This is a genomic window from Mycolicibacterium sp. XJ2546, assembly GCF_053483195.1.
Genome location: NZ_JBEFRW010000008.1, coordinates 87,074 through 102,796, shown reverse-complemented (window position 1 = coordinate 102,796; position 15,723 = coordinate 87,074). Strand labels below are relative to the sequence as shown.

General features: G+C 68.3%; 15 protein-coding genes. 3 read left to right on the top strand and 12 right to left on the bottom strand.

Annotated elements, in window-relative coordinates:
* Positions 1-10: 10 nt before the first annotated feature.
* Positions 11-1,486: a glutamate-cysteine ligase family protein gene (locus ABQE44_RS15190; protein WP_448430655.1), complete on the top strand. Its 1,476-nt coding sequence runs from the start codon at positions 11-13 to the stop codon at positions 1,484-1,486.
* Between the two features lies 1 nt (position 1,487).
* Here ABQE44_RS15190 and egtE read toward each other — a convergent pair whose 3' ends face one another.
* The 9 genes from egtE to ABQE44_RS15145 form a co-directional block, all read right to left on the bottom strand.
* Complete coding sequence (egtE, locus tag ABQE44_RS15185; protein ID WP_448430653.1) at positions 1,488-2,612, bottom strand: ergothioneine biosynthesis PLP-dependent enzyme EgtE; 1,125 nt, start codon at positions 2,610-2,612, stop codon at positions 1,488-1,490.
* Positions 2,609-3,574, bottom strand: a complete 966-nt coding sequence (egtD, locus tag ABQE44_RS15180; RefSeq protein WP_448430651.1) for an L-histidine N(alpha)-methyltransferase — start codon at positions 3,572-3,574, stop codon at positions 2,609-2,611. Before egtD ends, egtE begins: the two co-directional genes overlap by 4 nt.
* Entirely contained in the window at positions 3,571-4,278 is a 708-nt protein-coding gene (gene egtC / locus ABQE44_RS15175) for an ergothioneine biosynthesis protein EgtC (RefSeq protein WP_448430649.1), read from the bottom strand. Before egtC ends, egtD begins: the two co-directional genes overlap by 4 nt.
* On the bottom strand, positions 4,278-5,567 hold the full coding sequence (gene egtB, locus ABQE44_RS15170) for an ergothioneine biosynthesis protein EgtB (protein ID WP_448430647.1): 1,290 nt from the start codon (positions 5,565-5,567) through the stop codon (positions 4,278-4,280). The genes egtC and egtB overlap by 1 nt, the downstream gene beginning before the upstream one ends.
* Positions 5,564-6,841: an ergothioneine biosynthesis glutamate--cysteine ligase EgtA gene (gene egtA / locus ABQE44_RS15165; protein ID WP_448430645.1), complete on the bottom strand. Its 1,278-nt coding sequence runs from the start codon at positions 6,839-6,841 to the stop codon at positions 5,564-5,566. The genes egtB and egtA overlap by 4 nt, the downstream gene beginning before the upstream one ends.
* Before the next feature lie 114 nt (positions 6,842-6,955).
* Positions 6,956-7,594 (bottom strand): sensor domain-containing protein, encoded by a 639-nt coding sequence (locus tag ABQE44_RS15160; protein WP_448430643.1) that lies wholly within the window; start codon positions 7,592-7,594, stop codon positions 6,956-6,958.
* Entirely contained in the window at positions 7,594-8,022 is a 429-nt protein-coding gene (locus ABQE44_RS15155) for an organic hydroperoxide resistance protein (protein WP_448391866.1), read from the bottom strand. The genes ABQE44_RS15160 and ABQE44_RS15155 overlap by 1 nt, the downstream gene beginning before the upstream one ends.
* Positions 8,023-8,072: 50 nt before the next feature.
* Positions 8,073-9,533 carry a catalase gene (locus ABQE44_RS15150; RefSeq protein ID WP_448430641.1) on the bottom strand — a complete coding sequence of 487 codons (1,461 nt, stop codon included), beginning with the start codon at positions 9,531-9,533 and terminating at the stop codon, positions 8,073-8,075.
* A 144-nt stretch (positions 9,534-9,677) separates the two neighbouring features.
* The gene (locus ABQE44_RS15145) at positions 9,678-10,049 is read right to left on the bottom strand and encodes a hypothetical protein (protein ID WP_448430639.1); all 372 of its coding nucleotides are present in this window, start codon (positions 10,047-10,049) and stop codon (positions 9,678-9,680) included.
* A gap of 138 nt (positions 10,050-10,187) precedes the next feature.
* Between ABQE44_RS15145 and ABQE44_RS15140 the strand changes: the two genes are divergently transcribed.
* Together ABQE44_RS15140 and ABQE44_RS15135 are read left to right on the top strand one after the other, a co-directional pair.
* Positions 10,188-11,408 (top strand): oxygenase MpaB family protein, encoded by a 1,221-nt coding sequence (locus ABQE44_RS15140; protein WP_448430637.1) that lies wholly within the window; start codon positions 10,188-10,190, stop codon positions 11,406-11,408.
* A gap of 30 nt (positions 11,409-11,438) precedes the next feature.
* Positions 11,439-12,155, top strand: coding sequence for a polyamine aminopropyltransferase (locus ABQE44_RS15135; protein ID WP_448430635.1), 717 nt, complete (start codon positions 11,439-11,441; stop codon positions 12,153-12,155).
* 20 nt (positions 12,156-12,175) lie between these two features.
* On the opposite strand, the gene ABQE44_RS15130 is transcribed toward ABQE44_RS15135, so the two are convergent.
* Genes ABQE44_RS15130 through ABQE44_RS15120 form a run of 3 tightly spaced genes read right to left on the bottom strand, consistent with a single transcriptional unit; the run spans position 12,176 to position 15,648 of the window.
* Positions 12,176-13,264, bottom strand: coding sequence for a DUF4185 domain-containing protein (locus ABQE44_RS15130; protein WP_448392040.1), 1,089 nt, complete (start codon positions 13,262-13,264; stop codon positions 12,176-12,178).
* 45 nt (positions 13,265-13,309) lie between these two features.
* Positions 13,310-14,350, bottom strand: coding sequence for an aspartate-semialdehyde dehydrogenase (locus tag ABQE44_RS15125; RefSeq protein ID WP_448391861.1), 1,041 nt, complete (start codon positions 14,348-14,350; stop codon positions 13,310-13,312).
* Positions 14,351-14,382: 32 nt separating this feature from the next.
* Positions 14,383-15,648 carry an aspartate kinase gene (locus ABQE44_RS15120; RefSeq protein ID WP_448391860.1) on the bottom strand — a complete coding sequence of 422 codons (1,266 nt, stop codon included), beginning with the start codon at positions 15,646-15,648 and terminating at the stop codon, positions 14,383-14,385.
* Between the last annotated feature and the right edge of the window lie 75 nt (positions 15,649-15,723).

Sequence of the window (15,723 nt, the reverse complement as noted above, 5' to 3'; positions counted from 1 at the left end):
CATCGGCGGTGTGGGCGAACAACTGAAGCAGACCGAGTTCAGCCGCGCGCACCGGCGCGAGTACCGGCGCAAGGTGCAGCAGTGCCTCGACGTGTTCGAAACCATGCTCAACCAATCCAGCTTCGAGTTCGAGCGGCCGCTGACCGGCATGGAGATCGAGTGCAACCTGGTCGACGACGCGTATCAGCCCGCCATGACCAACCAGGAAGTGCTCGAGGCGATCGCCGACCCGGCGTACCAGACCGAATTAGGCGCCTACAACATCGAATTCAATGTTCCGCCGCGGCGGCTGCCCGGCCGCGCGGCGCTCGAGCTGGAGAACGACGTGCGGGCGAGCCTCAACGCCGCCGAGGCCAAGGCCAACGACCACGACGCGCACATCGTGATGGTCGGCATCCTGCCGACGCTGATGCCCGAGCATCTGTCGGGCCGGTGGATGAGCGAATCGACGCGCTACCAAGCGCTCAACGATTCCATCTTCACCGCGAGGGGCGAGGACATCCTCATCGACATCACCGGTCCCGAACGCCTCAGCCTGCAGACCGAGTCGATCGCCCCGGAGTCGGCGTGCACCAGCATGCAACTGCACCTTCAGGTTTCGCCTGCGGACTTCGCGCAGAACTGGAACGCCGCGCAGGTGCTGGCCGGCCCCCAACTCGCGCTGGGCGCCAACTCCCCGTACTTCTTCGGCCACCAGTTGTGGGATGAGACCCGCATCGAGCTGTTCATGCAGGCCACCGACACCCGTCCCGACGAACTCAAGGCGCAGGGGGTGCGGCCGCGGGTATGGTTCGGCGAGCGGTGGATCACCTCGATCTTCGATCTGTTCGAGGAGAACGTGCGTTATTTCCCGTCGCTGCTGCCCGAGCTGACCGACGAGGACCCGGCCCGTGAACTCGCGGAAGGCCGCACTCCGCGACTGGCCGAACTGCGGCTGCACAACGGCACCATCTACCGCTGGAACCGGCCGGTGTATGACGTGGTGGAGGGCCGCCCGCACCTGCGGGTGGAGAACCGGGTGCTGCCCGCGGGGCCGACGGTGGTCGACATGATGGCCAACGCCGCGTTCTATTACGGCGCGTTACGGACGCTCTCCGAAGAGGACCGGCCGCTGTGGACGAAGATGAGTTTCGCTGCGGCCCAACACAATTTCCTGGAGTCGGCACGCAACGGCATGGACGCCCGGCTGTACTGGCCCGGCCTGGGCGAGGTGACCCCCGACGAACTGGTGCTGCGTCAACTGGTGCCGATGGCCGACGAGGGGCTGCGCCGCTGGCAGGTGGCCGGTGAGGTCCGCGACCGCTACCTCGGGGTGATCGAGGGCCGCGCCAAGACCGGCCGCAACGGGTCGGCCTGGCAGGTGGCCACGGTGAAGGCGCTTCAGGAGCGCGGGCTCAGCCGCCCGAACGCGTTGGCCGAGATGTTGCGGCTGTACTGCGAACGCATGCACAGCAACGAACCTGTGCACACCTGGGACCAGCCTTAGCTTAGGCCTCGGCGGTCGCGGCGGTCAGTGCCTCGGCGAACTGCGCCAGCTCCTCAGGTGCGGTGTCGACGTGCGGGGAGGCCCGCAGCACCGGCGTGGTCAGTTCGAACGGCGCGCGCTGCGCGTCGGCATATGTCGTGACGATGCCCCGCTGCGCGATCAGCCAGGCCCGCACCTTCTGCGGATCGGCGCCGTCGGTAGGGGCCAGGGTGGTGATCGCGGTGGGTTCGTCGAGCGGTTCGACCACCCGCCAGCCGTCGGCGCCGGCCAACGCCTGCCGCGTCCACCGTCCGACTTCGGCCAGCCGGTCGCGCACGTGCTGCGGCCCCGCCGCGAGGTGCTCCCCCACCGCGCGCGAAAACCCCACGCGGGCAGCAAGGTTGGCCTCACCGTGTTCGAGGCGCTGGGTCACGGTCAGCGGCACGCCCCATTCCGGGGGCGGCAGCCGGGGCTGGAGCCGCTGCGCCAGTTCGGGTTCGATGGCCAGCACGCCGACACCGCGCGGGCCGGCGAGCCATTTGCGCGACGCGCTGTAGATCGCTGCGGGGCGCACGGCACAATCGAGGTGCCCGAGGGCCTGGGCGGCGTCGACGACCAACGGGAGACCGAGGTTTCGGCACACGTCGGCCATGGCGGCCAGCGGCTGCGCGACACCGCGGTGGCTGGCCAGCGCGGTGAGATGCACGAGGGCGGGCGGGTCGGCGCCCAACTGCCGAGCGGCGGCGTCGACGTCGAGCCGCCCGTGATCGTCGGCGGGCAGCGGCCGCACGTCGAAACCGTTGGCGGCCATGATCGCCAGGTTGGGTCCGTACTCACCGGGCAGGCAGGCGAGCGTGCGCTTCTGCGGCCAACTGGACAGCAGCAGATCCAGTGCGTGGTTGGCGCCGGTGGTGAAGACGACATGGTCGGCGGGCAGGCCGGTCAGGGCGGCGACGGCGGCGCGGCCGGCGTCCAGCACCGGCGCGGCCGCCTCGGCGGCGACGTATCCGCCGACCTCGGCCTCGTGGCGAGCGTGTTGCGCGGTAGCGTCGATGACCGCGAAGCTCTGCCGCGAGCACGCCGCGCTGTCCAGATGCAGGCCGGCGACCTTCGGCCGCGCCGACCGCCACTGCTCGGCGAGGCTCATCTGGCCGCGAGGGACAGGCCGAAATCGCCTGCCGGGTCGGTCCACCAACGGGTGCGGCGCAACCCGGCGGCGGCCAGTTCCGCGGCGACCCCGTCGGGGCGGAACTTGCACGACACCTCGGTGAGCATCTCCTCACCGTCGGCGAAGGCGACGGTCAGGTCCAGGTCGCGCACATACACCCGCTGCGCACCGCGGGCGCGCAGCCACATCTCGATTCGTTCCTCGGCGTCGTTCCACGTGGCGACGTGCTCGAACGCGTCGAGGTCGAAGTCGGCGCCGAGTTCACGGTTGATGACCGCCAGCACATTGCGGTTGAACTGTGCCGTCACACCGGCGCTGTCGTCGTAGGCGCGCACCAGACGTCCCGCATCTTTCACCAGATCGGTGCCCAATAGCAGGCTGTCGCCGGGCCGCATCGTCTGCGCCAGCGCGGCCAAGAACCGCGCCCGCGTTCGCGCGGTCAGGTTGCCGATTGTCGAGCCGAGAAAGGCGATCAGCCGCCGGCCGCCCCGGGGGATCTCGCCGAGGTGCTCTTCGAAGTCGCCGCACACCGCATCAACCTCGATACCCGGGTACTCGCGCTGGATCGCCGCCCCCGCGGCGTTGAGCACGCCGGCGTCCACGTCGAACGGGACAAACCGACGCAGGGTTCGGTTGTCACGCAACGCATTCAGCAGCATGCGGGTCTTCTCCGAGGTGCCGCTGCCCAGCTCCACCAGCGTGTCTGCCGTTGATGCTTCGGCGATCTCGGCGGATCGGCTGCGCAGGATCTGCGCCTCGGTGCGGGTCGGGTAGTACTCGGGCAGCCGGGTGATCTGGTCGAACAGGTCGCTGCCGACCGAGTCGTAGAACCATTTGGGAGGCAACGTCTTCGGGGTCTGCGTTAAGCCGTCTAGCACATCACGGCGCAGCGCCTGCGCGGCCGAGTTGGCCGGCAGGTGGTTGGACAGCGAGATGGTCATGACGGTCCTTTCAACGGGATCAGCTCGACCTCCGAGCGGCCGACGACCGATACCAGATGCCGGTCCGGCAGCTCCCGCCACCGCGGGTCGTCGTCGTAGGGTTCGCTGGCAAGTACGGTGCCGTCGGGTCTGCTCAACATCGAAAGGGTGTCGCCCCATGTGGTAGCGAGCATGCGGGATCCGTTGGCGGCCAGGATGTTCAGCCGTGCGTCGGGGTCGGCGGCGCCGATTTCCGCGATGGTGTCGGCGAGCCGGTCGAGGCCGCGGTCGAAGATCAGCGCCGCCAGCAGCGCACTGTCGTTGGTGGATTCTGCGTGCGGCGAGGGCGGCAGCACGGCCCGGTCGACGAGGCCGTTGTGCGACAGCAGCCACTGGCCGTCGGTGAACGGCGCCGACGCCGACGCCTCGATCGGCATGCCGATGCTGGCCGATCGCACGGCCGCCACGATGCAGCCGCCGCGCAGCACGGGCGCCACCGACGCGAACGATGCATCCCCCCACAGCGGTGTGGCGCTACGCCACCGTCGGGGCGTGCCGTCGGGCACATCGGAGGAGAAGAACCCGACCCCCCACCCGTCGGCGTTCATCAGGCCGTGTTTCTGGCGGCGCGGCGCATACGACTGCACCACCAGGCCGCTGGCGGGCTCCGATAACAACGACGCCACCGACACCGGGTCACCGAGCCAGCCCAGATGCCGGCACATCAGGCTTGACCTTCCGCAACGGACCAGGCCAGCCGCACGCCCGAGAAGATCTGGCGCCGGATCGGATGGTCCCAGTTGCGGAAGCTGGGCCGCAGGATGTTGGCCGCCACCGCCCAGGATCCGCCGCGCAGCACCTGGTAGTCGCCGTCAAAAAACGGCTGCGAGTAGCGCTCGTAGATCATCGGCGTGAAGCCGGGCCAGGGCCGCAGCGGCGAGGTGGTCCACTCCCACACGTCGCCGAGCATCTGTTCGGCGCCGTAGGCCGACGCACCCGCGGGGTACGCCCCGACCGGCGCGGGCCGCAGCGCGTCGCCGCCGAGGTTGGCCAGATCTGCCGTCGGCGCCGACGCGCCCCACGGGTAGCGGCGCCGCGCGCCCACCGCGGGATCCCACGCGCAGGCTTTCTCCCACTCGATCTCGGTGGGCAGCCGGGCGCCCGCCCACGCCGCATACGCCTCGGCCTCGAAATACGAGATGTGTTGCACGGGTTCGTTGGGGGCGATGTCCTCGACTCGGCCGAACCGGGTGCGGGTGCCGTCCGGGTTCCAGAACTGCGGGGCCACCAACGCGGCCTGCATCCGGTGCGCCCAGCCGGCTTGCGACCACCACCGCGGCTGGGAATAGCCGCCGTCGTCGATGAACTGTTGCCACTCGCCGTTGGTGACCGGCACCCGGCCGATGCGAAACGACGGGATATCGACGACGTGGGCGGGGCGCTCGTTGTCCAGCGAGTGCGGTTCGGTCACCGCGTCGACACCGAGGACGAACGCGCCGCCGGGCACCAGCACGGACGTGCCCGCCACACCAGGGCGACCGGCGGGCAGCGCCGCGCCGCCGTCCAGCAGCGGCGGCCCGACCCGCAGGTTCAACGCCTGCAGCATGGTCTCGTCGTGCTGGTTCTCATGGCTGATCACCAAGCCGAAGTTGAACCCGGAACCGCTATCGGGCAGCGCGTCGAGCACGTCGAGCACCTTGTCGCGCACGGTGCGGCAGTAGGCGCGGGCGTCGGTCGGGGCCAGCAGCGGCAGGTCGGCGCGGTCGGCGCGGGGATGAACGAACGCGTCGTAGAGACGCTCCACGTCGGGGGGCAGCATGCCCGGCCGGTTGGGGTTGCCGTCGCGCAGCAGCCAGAGTTCTTCCTGTTGGCCGATGTGGGCGAGGTCCCACACCAGTGGGCTCATCAGCGGGTGGTACTGGCGGCCGAGTTCGGCGTCGTCGAAGTCCACCAGCCGAAGCGTGCGCTCACGGGCGGCGGTCAGTTCACGCGCGAGTATTTCGCGAACCGTCACGTCTCCTCTCGCGCCAGGTCGACGACGGCGGATGCGAGCCCGTTCTTGACCACCCGGTCGGCGATATCGTCGGCCGGACACCGTCCCTGTTCGACCGAACGCACCAGCCGCTGCATCGATTCCATCAGCTCGCGCGGCGCCCGTTCGGCTGCGGCCGTCACGCACCGGATCGCGGCCTGCCGCAGCCGTCGGTCGCCGAGGCCTTGTTGCGCCGCGCGGTCCCAGGCCGTGGCGACCGGTTCGGTGGCCTCCGCGGCCACGGCCGCGGCCGCGCGATCGTCGAGCAGCGTGACGAGGGTGAACACCAGGGCCGGCCAGCTGCCGTCGGGCACGCTGTCGAGGTAGCGGATCTCCAGCCAGCCACGCGGTCGCACCGGCGGGAACAGCGTGGTGAGGTGGTAGTCGACGTCAGCCTCGGTGGGTTGGCGGTTGCCCAGCGGCACCCGCCCGTCGGCCCAGTCGGCGAACGGAACCCATTCGGTCACCGGGACGACCTGCGGGGTGGTCAGCAGCATCACCGGCGCCTTGAGCGCGTACCGCGCCCAGTCGCTGGCGGGGTCGTCGCCGCGTTCGCCGAGCACCGGGCCGCAGCGCGCGGAGTCCAGCTGGCTCCACACGCGTTGCCGCGCCGAGCGCCAGCCACAGAACTTTCCGCCCAGCAGCGGGGAGTTGGCGGCGACGGCGATCATGGTCGGCCCGAGCGCATGCGCCAGGCGCACCCGGTCGGCCCAGCCGGCGCGCGGTCCGGCGTCGACGTTGATCTGCACCGACGCCGTCGACGTCATCATCGCCGCGCCGGCGACACCGGTGCGGCTGGCGTGAAAGAACGTCTCCATGGCGGCGTAGCGGGCACCGGGGTTGATCCGTCGGGCGGGCCGCAGCGGGTCGGCCCCGAGCAGCACCAGCCCGAACCCCGCGCGGGCGAAGGCGTCGCGCAGCACCGCGCGGTCGGCCGTCATCGCGGAAATGGCCGACATCGGTCCGTCGCAGGGCGGGCCGGACAGTTCGACGGCGCCGCCGGGTTCAACGGTCACCCGGCTGCCGCCCGGCAGCGGCGGCAGGTCGGCGATGACGTCGCTCAGTTCAGCCCAGCTCGGCCGTCGCATCGGATCGGTCAGGTCGAAACAGTGCGCCTCGACCTCCAGGCCGACCCGGCCGACCGGCCCGTCGCGCAGGCAGTTACCGCCGATGTGCAGCGCGGCGCTGTACGCGCTGGAGAGCTCGGGCGGGCCAGTGCGTGCGTCGTCGACCTCGGACGTGATGGTGAAGGCCATTTTCCCATCCCCTTCCGGGTCCGGCGCGATCGCGGCGTTCAGACCATCTTGAAGGAGACCTCCGACAAATCCCGAGCCCTTTTTTGTGAACTATCGGTTAAGCCGGCGCCGCGATTATTGGCCGAGCGTGTTCTGCATGGCTCCGGCCAGCACGTTCACCGCGGGACCACCGTTGCCGGACTGGCAGACTTTCGCTTGCAGCAAAACGTTTTCCCGCTTGCGGGTGGTGACGAAGCAGCGCCGGTCGGTGCCGGCCTCCTGCTTGACCCAGTCCGCCTCGGTCGCCGTGGTCGGCCCGCTGGTGTACGTCCACACCTGGGTGGTGAAGTTGTCCAGGTGCATCGCGGTGGTCTGCCCGTTGCAGCCAACGGTACGGTCGACGACGCGGCGGAACGCCCGTTCGGCGGCGTCGGTGTTGGCGTAGACCCCGACGGCCTGTTTGACGAAGTGGCTCTGGTCGTCCGGCGCGGTCTGGGTCACCGCACCGTTGAACGACGCCAGGTCGGGGTCGGCGTAGACGTCGGGTAGCCCGATGTCGGCCCAGTTGTTGCAGGCGGGGTTGTCGACGTAGAAGGACTGGAACGGATCGGAGAAGGTCCACTCGAACCGCATCGTCGCGCCGACGATGTTGCCGACCGAGCCCTTGGGCAGCACCGCGTAGTTGACCACTCCCGGGTCTGACGGGCGGGCACCGGCCGGCGCCGCCAGCGTCAGACCCACGAGGGCGACGCCGACAGCGGCGGCGATCCGCATCAGACCTTCGCCGACAGCTTGACGTCGACGTTGCCGCGGGTGGCCTTGGAGTACGGGCACACCTGATGCGCCTTGTTCATCAGGTCGTCGGCGCCGCTCTGGTCAAGGCCGGGCAGGTAACCGATGAGGTGGGCGTTGATGGCGAAGCCGCCGTCGGCGTCCTTACCGAACCCGACCTGCGCAGTGATCGCCGTCGCGTCGTCGAGGTTGATGTCGTTGTTCTTGGCCACCAACCGCAGCGCCCCGAGGAAGCAGGCGGCGTAAGCGGCCGAGAACAGTTCCTCGGGGTTGGTGCCCTCGCCGCTGCCGCCCATTTCTTTCGGGTGGTTGGTGTTCAGGTCGATCTTGCCGGTCGACGACTTCACGTGGCCTTCGCGGCCGCCACCAGTTGCAGTTGATTCCTGGGTGAATACGACTTCGATGCTCATGGCTCTGATCATGCCAGCCAGGCCATGAACGGCAAGACGCCCCTCGATCGCTAGCCGCCGGCTCCGTTCTGTTTGGCCCGCACGCCTTCTTCGACCTTCTTGCCCAGGTCGGGGTCGACGTTGCGCCAGTACTCGAAGACACGCGAGAGCACCGGCTCGCGAACGCCATCGGACACATGGCCGATGATGTTGTGCGCCAAACGTTCCCGGGCTTCGTCGTCGAGCACCTCGCGCACCAGCGTCCCGGGCTGACCCCAGTCGTCATCGTCGGGCCGCATGGTGTAGGCCATGCGCACCATGTCGCCGTCGGACGCCCAGTGCGCCTCGGCGGCACGCTTCGCGTCGGCGGCCGGACCGCCCATCGAGTTCGGTGCGTACACCGGGTCGGACACGTTGCGGATGCGCATGGCGCCGTCCTTGGAGTATGCGCGCACCTCGTTCTTCGGCTCGTTGACCGGTATCTGCTTGTAGTTCACCCCGAGCCGGGCGCGGTGCGCGTCGGCGTAGGAGAACCCGCGTGCCAGCAGCATCTTGTCGGGGCTGAGCCCGGTTCCCGGTACCAGGTTGTTCGGCTCGAACGCCAGCTGCTCCATCTCCGTGTGGAAGTCGGTGACGTTGCGGTTCAGCGTCATCTTGCCGACCTCGTGCAGCGGGTAGTCGCCGTGCGGCCACACCTTGGTCAGATCGAACGGGTTGAACCGGTAGGTCTTGGCCTCCTCGAACGGCATGATCTGCACGTGCAACGTCCAACTCGGGTAGTTGCCGTCCTCGATCGAGGTGAACAGGTCGCGCTGGTGGTAGTCGCTGTCTTCGCCGGCAAGGCGGTCGGCGTCCTCCTGGGTGAGGAAATCGATGCCCTGGTCGGTCTTGAAGTGGTACTTCACCCAGAACAACTCGCCGGCGTCGTTGAGCCAGCTGTAGGTGTGGCTGGAGTAGCCGTTCATGTGCCGCCAGGTCTTCGGGATCCCGCGATCGCCCATCAACCAGGTGACCTGGTGGGCGCTTTCCGGTGACAGCGACCAGAAGTCCCACTGCATGTTGTGGTCGCGCAGATTGTTAGCCTGCAACCGCTTCTGGCTACGGATGAAGTGCTGGAACTTCATCGGGTCACGCATGAAGAACACCGGGGTGTTGTTGCAGACGAGGTCGAAGATGCCGTCGTCGGTGTAGAACTTCAGCGCGAAGCCGCGCGGGTCGCGCCAGGTGTCCGGGCTGCCGCGCTCGCCGGCGACCGTGGAGAACCGCGCGATCATCTCGGTTTTGGAGCCTGGTTGCAAGAACGCGGCCTTGGTGTACTTAGTGACGTCGTGGGTCACCTCGAATTGACCGAACGCACCACCGCCCTTCGCGTGCGGTTGTCGTTCCGGGATGCGTTCCCGGTTGAAGTTGGCCATCTGCTCGATCAGGTAGTGATCCTGCAGCAGAATCGGGCCGTCCGGACCGACCGTGAGCGAGTGCTCGAGACTCGGGGCAGGGTTGCCAGCGTCGTTGGTCGTGTAGTTCTCGGTCATCTAGCTCATCTCCTTGGATCGGCGGCAAGTGGCTGAGCCGCCCACGTAACGGAGTCCCCCAATGTGGACCGGTTCCAAACGTGGCACGACGGCGTCGGTCCCGGGTCTGCTCTCGGTTGAGGAGAACGCCGGGCGCGCCGGCAGTCAGGGTCGGGCGGGCGGCGTCGGCGCAGGCGAGGGCGGCTCCGGGGATTGTGGCGGCGTCATCCGACCGCCGGGGCCGAACGGTGGGGCCGGTCGTTCAACCTCGCCGCTCGGACCCATCGGGAACATCGGAGGCGGGCCGCGATGGAACATCGAGAAGCCGCGGTCGCCGTGATGGCCCCGGTGTCCGTCGTGATGGCCGCCGGAGTGCGCGCCGAGGACGAAGCCGGCGAAGAAGATCACGGCGACGATGAAGATCACGCCGGCGACGATGCCCACCACGGCGGCTGCAGAGGTGAGCCGGTTGCGCCGCGCGGGTTCGGTCGTCGCCGTGACGGGGGTGGTGACCGGTTCAGGTGTTGGTTCGCTCATGACGTCGATCATCGCGCTACACACTCGGCGCCGCTTGTGGTTGCGGCTGAGAATCAGCTGTGAGTGGCTTTTGACAACGGCGCGGCGGACGGTTTGACTATAGGCGTTGTCAAAATGCGCACCGAAGGGAAAGCGGCGATGAGCAGGCCAATCCCGACCCGTCATCCGGATCGGCCCCGGCCGATACCCGCGACCATCCGGCTGATGGCTCAGGCGATGCGTATCAGCGCGCCGACCCCGCAGCAGTGGCGCAGGCTCGGTGAGCGACTGACGGTCGGCGACGAGCCGATGGACCGACTCGTCTCGTGGATGTCCTCGGTGGGACTGAAAGAGACGCGCCCGCTCTTCGACCGCGCGCTCGCCTCGGGCATCGACGCGGTGCCCGACGCGCCCGAACCGCTGGTCGAGTTCTTCGGCGACTCCGAGACGGTGCCGTCGTGGGTCGACCGCACGATGTTGGAGCGCGGTCAGCAGGCGTTGCGTCGCGGCGGCGCCGACGGCATGTACATCGCCCGTGACGTGTCACTGCTGGGCGGCTATCAGTTCTCCGGCTTCAACAAGACGCTGCTGCGCACCGGCGCGTTGGAGAAGGGGTCCAACAAGCGTTTCGCCGAGACGATGCAGTGGGCGATGGACGTCATCGCCGAAGGCGGCCTGCAGGTGCTGGGCTCGGGTTATCAGGCCACGCTGCGCGTGCGGTTCATCCATTCGTTGGTGCGCAAACATGTGGGCGCGATGCCGGATTGGCGCGCCGACGAGTGGGGTGTGCCGGTCAACCAGACCGATATGGCGGCGACGCTCGTTGGGGCACTGGTCGCCCCGTCGGTGGGCGTGGCCGGTATGGGAGTTGTGTTGCGACCCAAGGACTATGCCGCCGTCGCACACCTGACACGCTACGTCGGCTGGCTGATGGGAGTCGAGGACGAGTGGCTGCCGCGCGACTTCCGCGACAGCATCCGGGTGCTGTACCACACGCTGGGCGCGCTGGCCGAGCCCGACGACTCGTCCAAGCAGTTGGCGATGCCCATGGTCGACGACCCGTTGATCTGGCACTACGACACCGTGCCCGCCATCCGGCGTCGTATCGCACGGGCGCAACATCTTTCGGTCACGAGCAGCTTCCTGGGTCCGCGCACCATGGCGGCGCTGGGGCTGCCGCGCTGGGTGCCGCCGTGGTATCCGCTGCTGCGGCTGCCGGTGAACCTGGCCCGCAGCGCGGCCGCCGTCGTTCGGCCCGACGGGATCGCCCGTGCCGCCGCGCGCGGTGACCGTGAGCAGAAGGTGTTGATGCGCACGATCATCGGCGACACCGGCGCCACGATCGGCGAGTCCGCCTCACACGTCGGCAGCGTCGCCTGATCGGGACGGCCGTGAGCTAGGGTCGCCTCGGTGAGCGCGCGTTTCGAGGAGCTGAGTTGGCGGCAGACGCCGATGGGTGTCATCAGCCTGCGACGTCGCTTCGATCTGACGGTGCGCGCCGACGTCTACGAGGTCAAACTCGACGACGAGCACGTGATGTCGAGCCTGTTCACCGTTGCCGAACGTGAGCTGGCGCGGCTGGGGCTGGCGCGCACGTCTGGAACGGAACTCGACGTGGTCATCGGCGGATTAGGGCTCGGCTATACCGCGCTCGAGGCCTTGGCGGATCGACGGATTCGATCGCTCACGGTCGTCGAATACTCGGACGCGGTCATCGACTGGCACGAGCGCGACCTGCTACCGGATACGGTCGGCCTCGCCGCCGACCCTCGCGTCGCGCTGGTGTGCGCGGACTTCTTCGCCGCTGCAACTGATCTGGCCGCATTCGATCCCGACCATCCCGGCCGGACCTACGATGCCATCCTGCTCGACATCGACCACTCGCCGCGGCATGTGCTGCACGATCCGCACTCCGCGTTCTACACCGTCGACGGCCTGCGAGCCCTATCAGCACATCTGACTCCAGGTGGGGCGTTCGCGATGTGGTCCGACGACGAACCGGACGACGACTTCGGCTCCGTACTCGAATCGGTCTTCACCGACGTTGCGGCCCAGCAGATTTGGTTCGACAATCCGATCACCCGAGGTCGGTCTGCGGCCACGATCTACCTCGCGAACCGGGTCTGACACTGTGCGCGCTGACTGTCTCACGGCTTGAACGGGTTGACCGCGAACTGAATCACCCGGTATGGCGCACCGCCGCGCGGTCCGGTGTTCCACTGGCTGACGAACACCCGCACCTCGTCGATCGTCGAGCCCGGCGAGATGTAGCCGCCGTAGGGCTGGGCGAGCCGGTTGTTCTCCGGCGGCCCGAGATGTTCGGCGGGCTCGGGCCATTCGGCGGCGACGACGACCGTCGTGACCGGCGCGGCGCCCAGCTGCGTCGGATCGTTGGCGACACGCACCTCCATGTTGCCGGTGGTGGCATTGAAGTAGGACAGCACGGTCCTGCCGTCGAGCTGCCGCACGCTCATCTCGCCGATGCGGTCGGGCCACAGCGGTGTCGGCGGATGCCCCCAGCCCAGCGTCGAGGACCAGCCCTGCCAGCTGGCGCGGTCGGGGAAACTCTGCGGGGTGGCCCGGTACAGCACCGCGGGCCCGCTGCGGTCGAAGTTGTTGGCGACGATGTAGACAAAGCCGCTCGGCGAGTCCGGTTTGGGGATCGGGTCGTAGTATCCGCTGATCTGGGTCTGCCGCCCCTGCGCGTAGTCGGCGGGCCGTTCCGATCCCGGTACCGTCTGCCAGTTACCTTGGCCCGGTTCAGCTTTCACCAGCCGGGAGGTCTGCGGGTCCAGGTCACGCACGGTGGTGACCATCATGTAGTTCTCGCGGTTTATCGACACGACGCCGGCAGGAAGCTGGGATGCTCCCGGCGGTGTCGGGTCGGCCAGCAGCGGTTTGTCGATGCCCGTGACGCCGTCGTAGCGCACGCCGCCCTCGTCGTTGATGGATTCGGTGTCGACGTGCAGCGCGATCGGCGAGTACCAACCGCCGTAGCCGACGCCCTGACCCGCGAAGCTGTCTCCGCAGATCTGCAGGATTCCGCTGGGGAACTCCATGAACTCGCACAGATCGGTGGCGCCGATGCCGTAATCCTGTGTCGGCGTGCCGGTTCCCGCTGCCGTTCCGATGCGGATCACCTGCCCCGGTACCAGCGGCGGCAGCACCGGGTCAGGGATGGGCGCCGGTTGCGCGACGGCGACGATCGCCGAAACTGTATTCCAGCAGAGAAAGATCGAGAGAAGGCCTGCTGGAATGCAGTTTCGACGCAAGGCGGCGCGCTACAGCTCGGCGGCCAGCAGCTCGGCGATCTGGATCGTGTTGAGAGCCGCGCCTTTTCGCAGGTTGTCACCCGAGACGAACAGCGCAAGCCCGCGCCCGTCGGGCACACCCGGATCCTGGCGAATGCGCCCCACCAGCGTGTCGTCGACACCCGCGGCGGCCAGCGGTGTCGGCACGTCGACCAACCTCACCCCCGACGCCGCACCCAGGATCTCCGAGGCGCGCTGCACCGAAAGCGGCTGGGAGAACTCGGCGTTGATCGACAGCGAGTGCCCGGTGTAGACCGGCACCCGCACGCAGGTGCCGCTGACTGCGAGGTCGGGAATGCCGAGTATCTTGCGGCTCTCGTTGCGTAGCTTCTGGTCTTCGTCGGTCTCACCGGAGCCGTCGTCGACGTATGAGCCCGCCAGCGGCACCACGTTGAACGCGATCGGCGCGACGTAGGTGTCCGGGGCGGGAAAGTCCACCGCGCCGCCGTCGTGCACCAGGTCGCGGCTGCCGGAGATGGCCGCCTGCGCCTGACCGTAGAGTTCCTCGACACCAGCCAGCCCGCTGCCCGAAACCGCCTGATACGTCGAGGCGATCATGCGCACCAGCCCGGCTTCGTCGTGCAACGGCTTGAGCACCGGCATCGCGGCCATCGTGGTGCAGTTCGGGTTGGCGATGATGTTCTTCGCCAGCTTCACGCCCCGCACGTCGCGTTCGAAGTTGACCTCGCTGACCACCAGCGGCACGTCGGGGTCCTTGCGCCACGCCGAGGAGTTGTCGACGACGATGGCGCCGGCCTCCGCGAACCGCGGCGCCTGTACTTTCGACATCGCCCCGCCCGCGGAGAACAGTGCGATGTCCAGCCCGGAGGGGTCGGCGGTCGCGGCGTCCTCGACCTCGATCTCCTGGCCGCGGAACGGCAGCTTCTTACCCTGGGAACGCGCCGACGCGAAGAACCGCACGCTGGAGGCGGGGAAATCGCGCTGCTCGAGCAGGTTGCGCATGACCTGGCCGACCTGGCCCGTAGCACCGACTACACCGATCGCGACCATCTATCTCTCCCGTCGCTGCGCTCGCCCCACGGTTACCGGCCCGTTCCCGCGTAGACCATGGCCTGCTCCTCGCCGCCCAGCCCGAACGCCTCGTGCAGGGCCGCCACCGCCTTGTCGAGTTCGGTGTCCTTGATCAGCACCGAGATGCGGATCTCGGAGGTGGAGATCAGGTCGATGTTCACGCCGACCTCGGCGAGCGTCTCGCAGAACTTCGCGGTGACGCCCGGATGGCTCTTCATCCCCGCCCCGACCAGCGACACCTTGCCGATGTGGTCGTCGTAGAGCACCTTGGTGAAGCCGATCTCCTTCTGCAGTGCAGACAACGTCTCCACCGCGGCGGGCCCATTGTCGCGGGGGCAGGTGAAGGTGATGTCCGTCTTGCCGTCCTCGACCTTGGAAATGTTCTGCAGCACCATGTCGATGTTGATGTCGGCGTCGGCGACGGCGCGGAACACCTTGGCGGCGTAGCCGGGCACGTCGGGGATGCCGACCACGGTCACCTTGGCTTCGCTACGGTCGTGGGCGACTCCGGTCAGGATGGCGTCTTCCATGGGTATGTCCTCTATCGATCCGGTCACCAGGGTGCCGGGTTTGTCCGAGTACGACGAGCGGACGTGGATGGGAACGTTGTAGCGGCGGGCGTATTCCACGCAGCGCAGCATCAGCACCTTGGCCCCGCACGCCGCCATCTCCAGCATCTCCTCGAAGCTGACCTGGTCGAGGTGGCGCGCGTTGGACACGATGCGCGGGTCGGCGGTGAAGATGCCGTCGACGTCGCTGTAGATCTCGCACACGTCGGCGTTCAGCGCCGCGGCCAGCGCGACGGCGGTGGTGTCCGAGCCGCCGCGGCCCAGCGTGGTGACGTCCTTGCTGTCCTGGCTGACGCCCTGAAACCCGGCGACCAGCACGATGTAGCCCTCGTCGAGCGCATCGCGCAGCCGGCCCGGCGTGACCTCGATGATCTTGGCCTTGCCGTGGACGCTGGTGGTGATCACGCCGGCCTGCGATCCGGTGAACGAGCGCGCCTGGGCGCCCAGCGAGTCGATGGCCATCGCGACCAGCGCGTTGGAGATCCGCTCCCCCGCGGTAAGCAGCATGTCCATCTCGCGCGCCGGCGGCGCCGGACACACCTGCCTGGCCAAATCCAGCAGGTCATCGGTGGTGTCGCCCATCGCAGAGCACACGACGACCACGTCGTTGCCGGCCTTCCTGGTCTCCACGATGCGCTCGGCGACGCGACGGATCCGCTCGGCGTCCGACAACGAGGATCCGCCGTATTTCTGTACGACGAGCGCCACTGAGCAAACCTTTCGAAAGTCGGGGGGAGAATCTCACCCAGGATATCGGTTAGTCGAAACCGGATTTACCCGCCG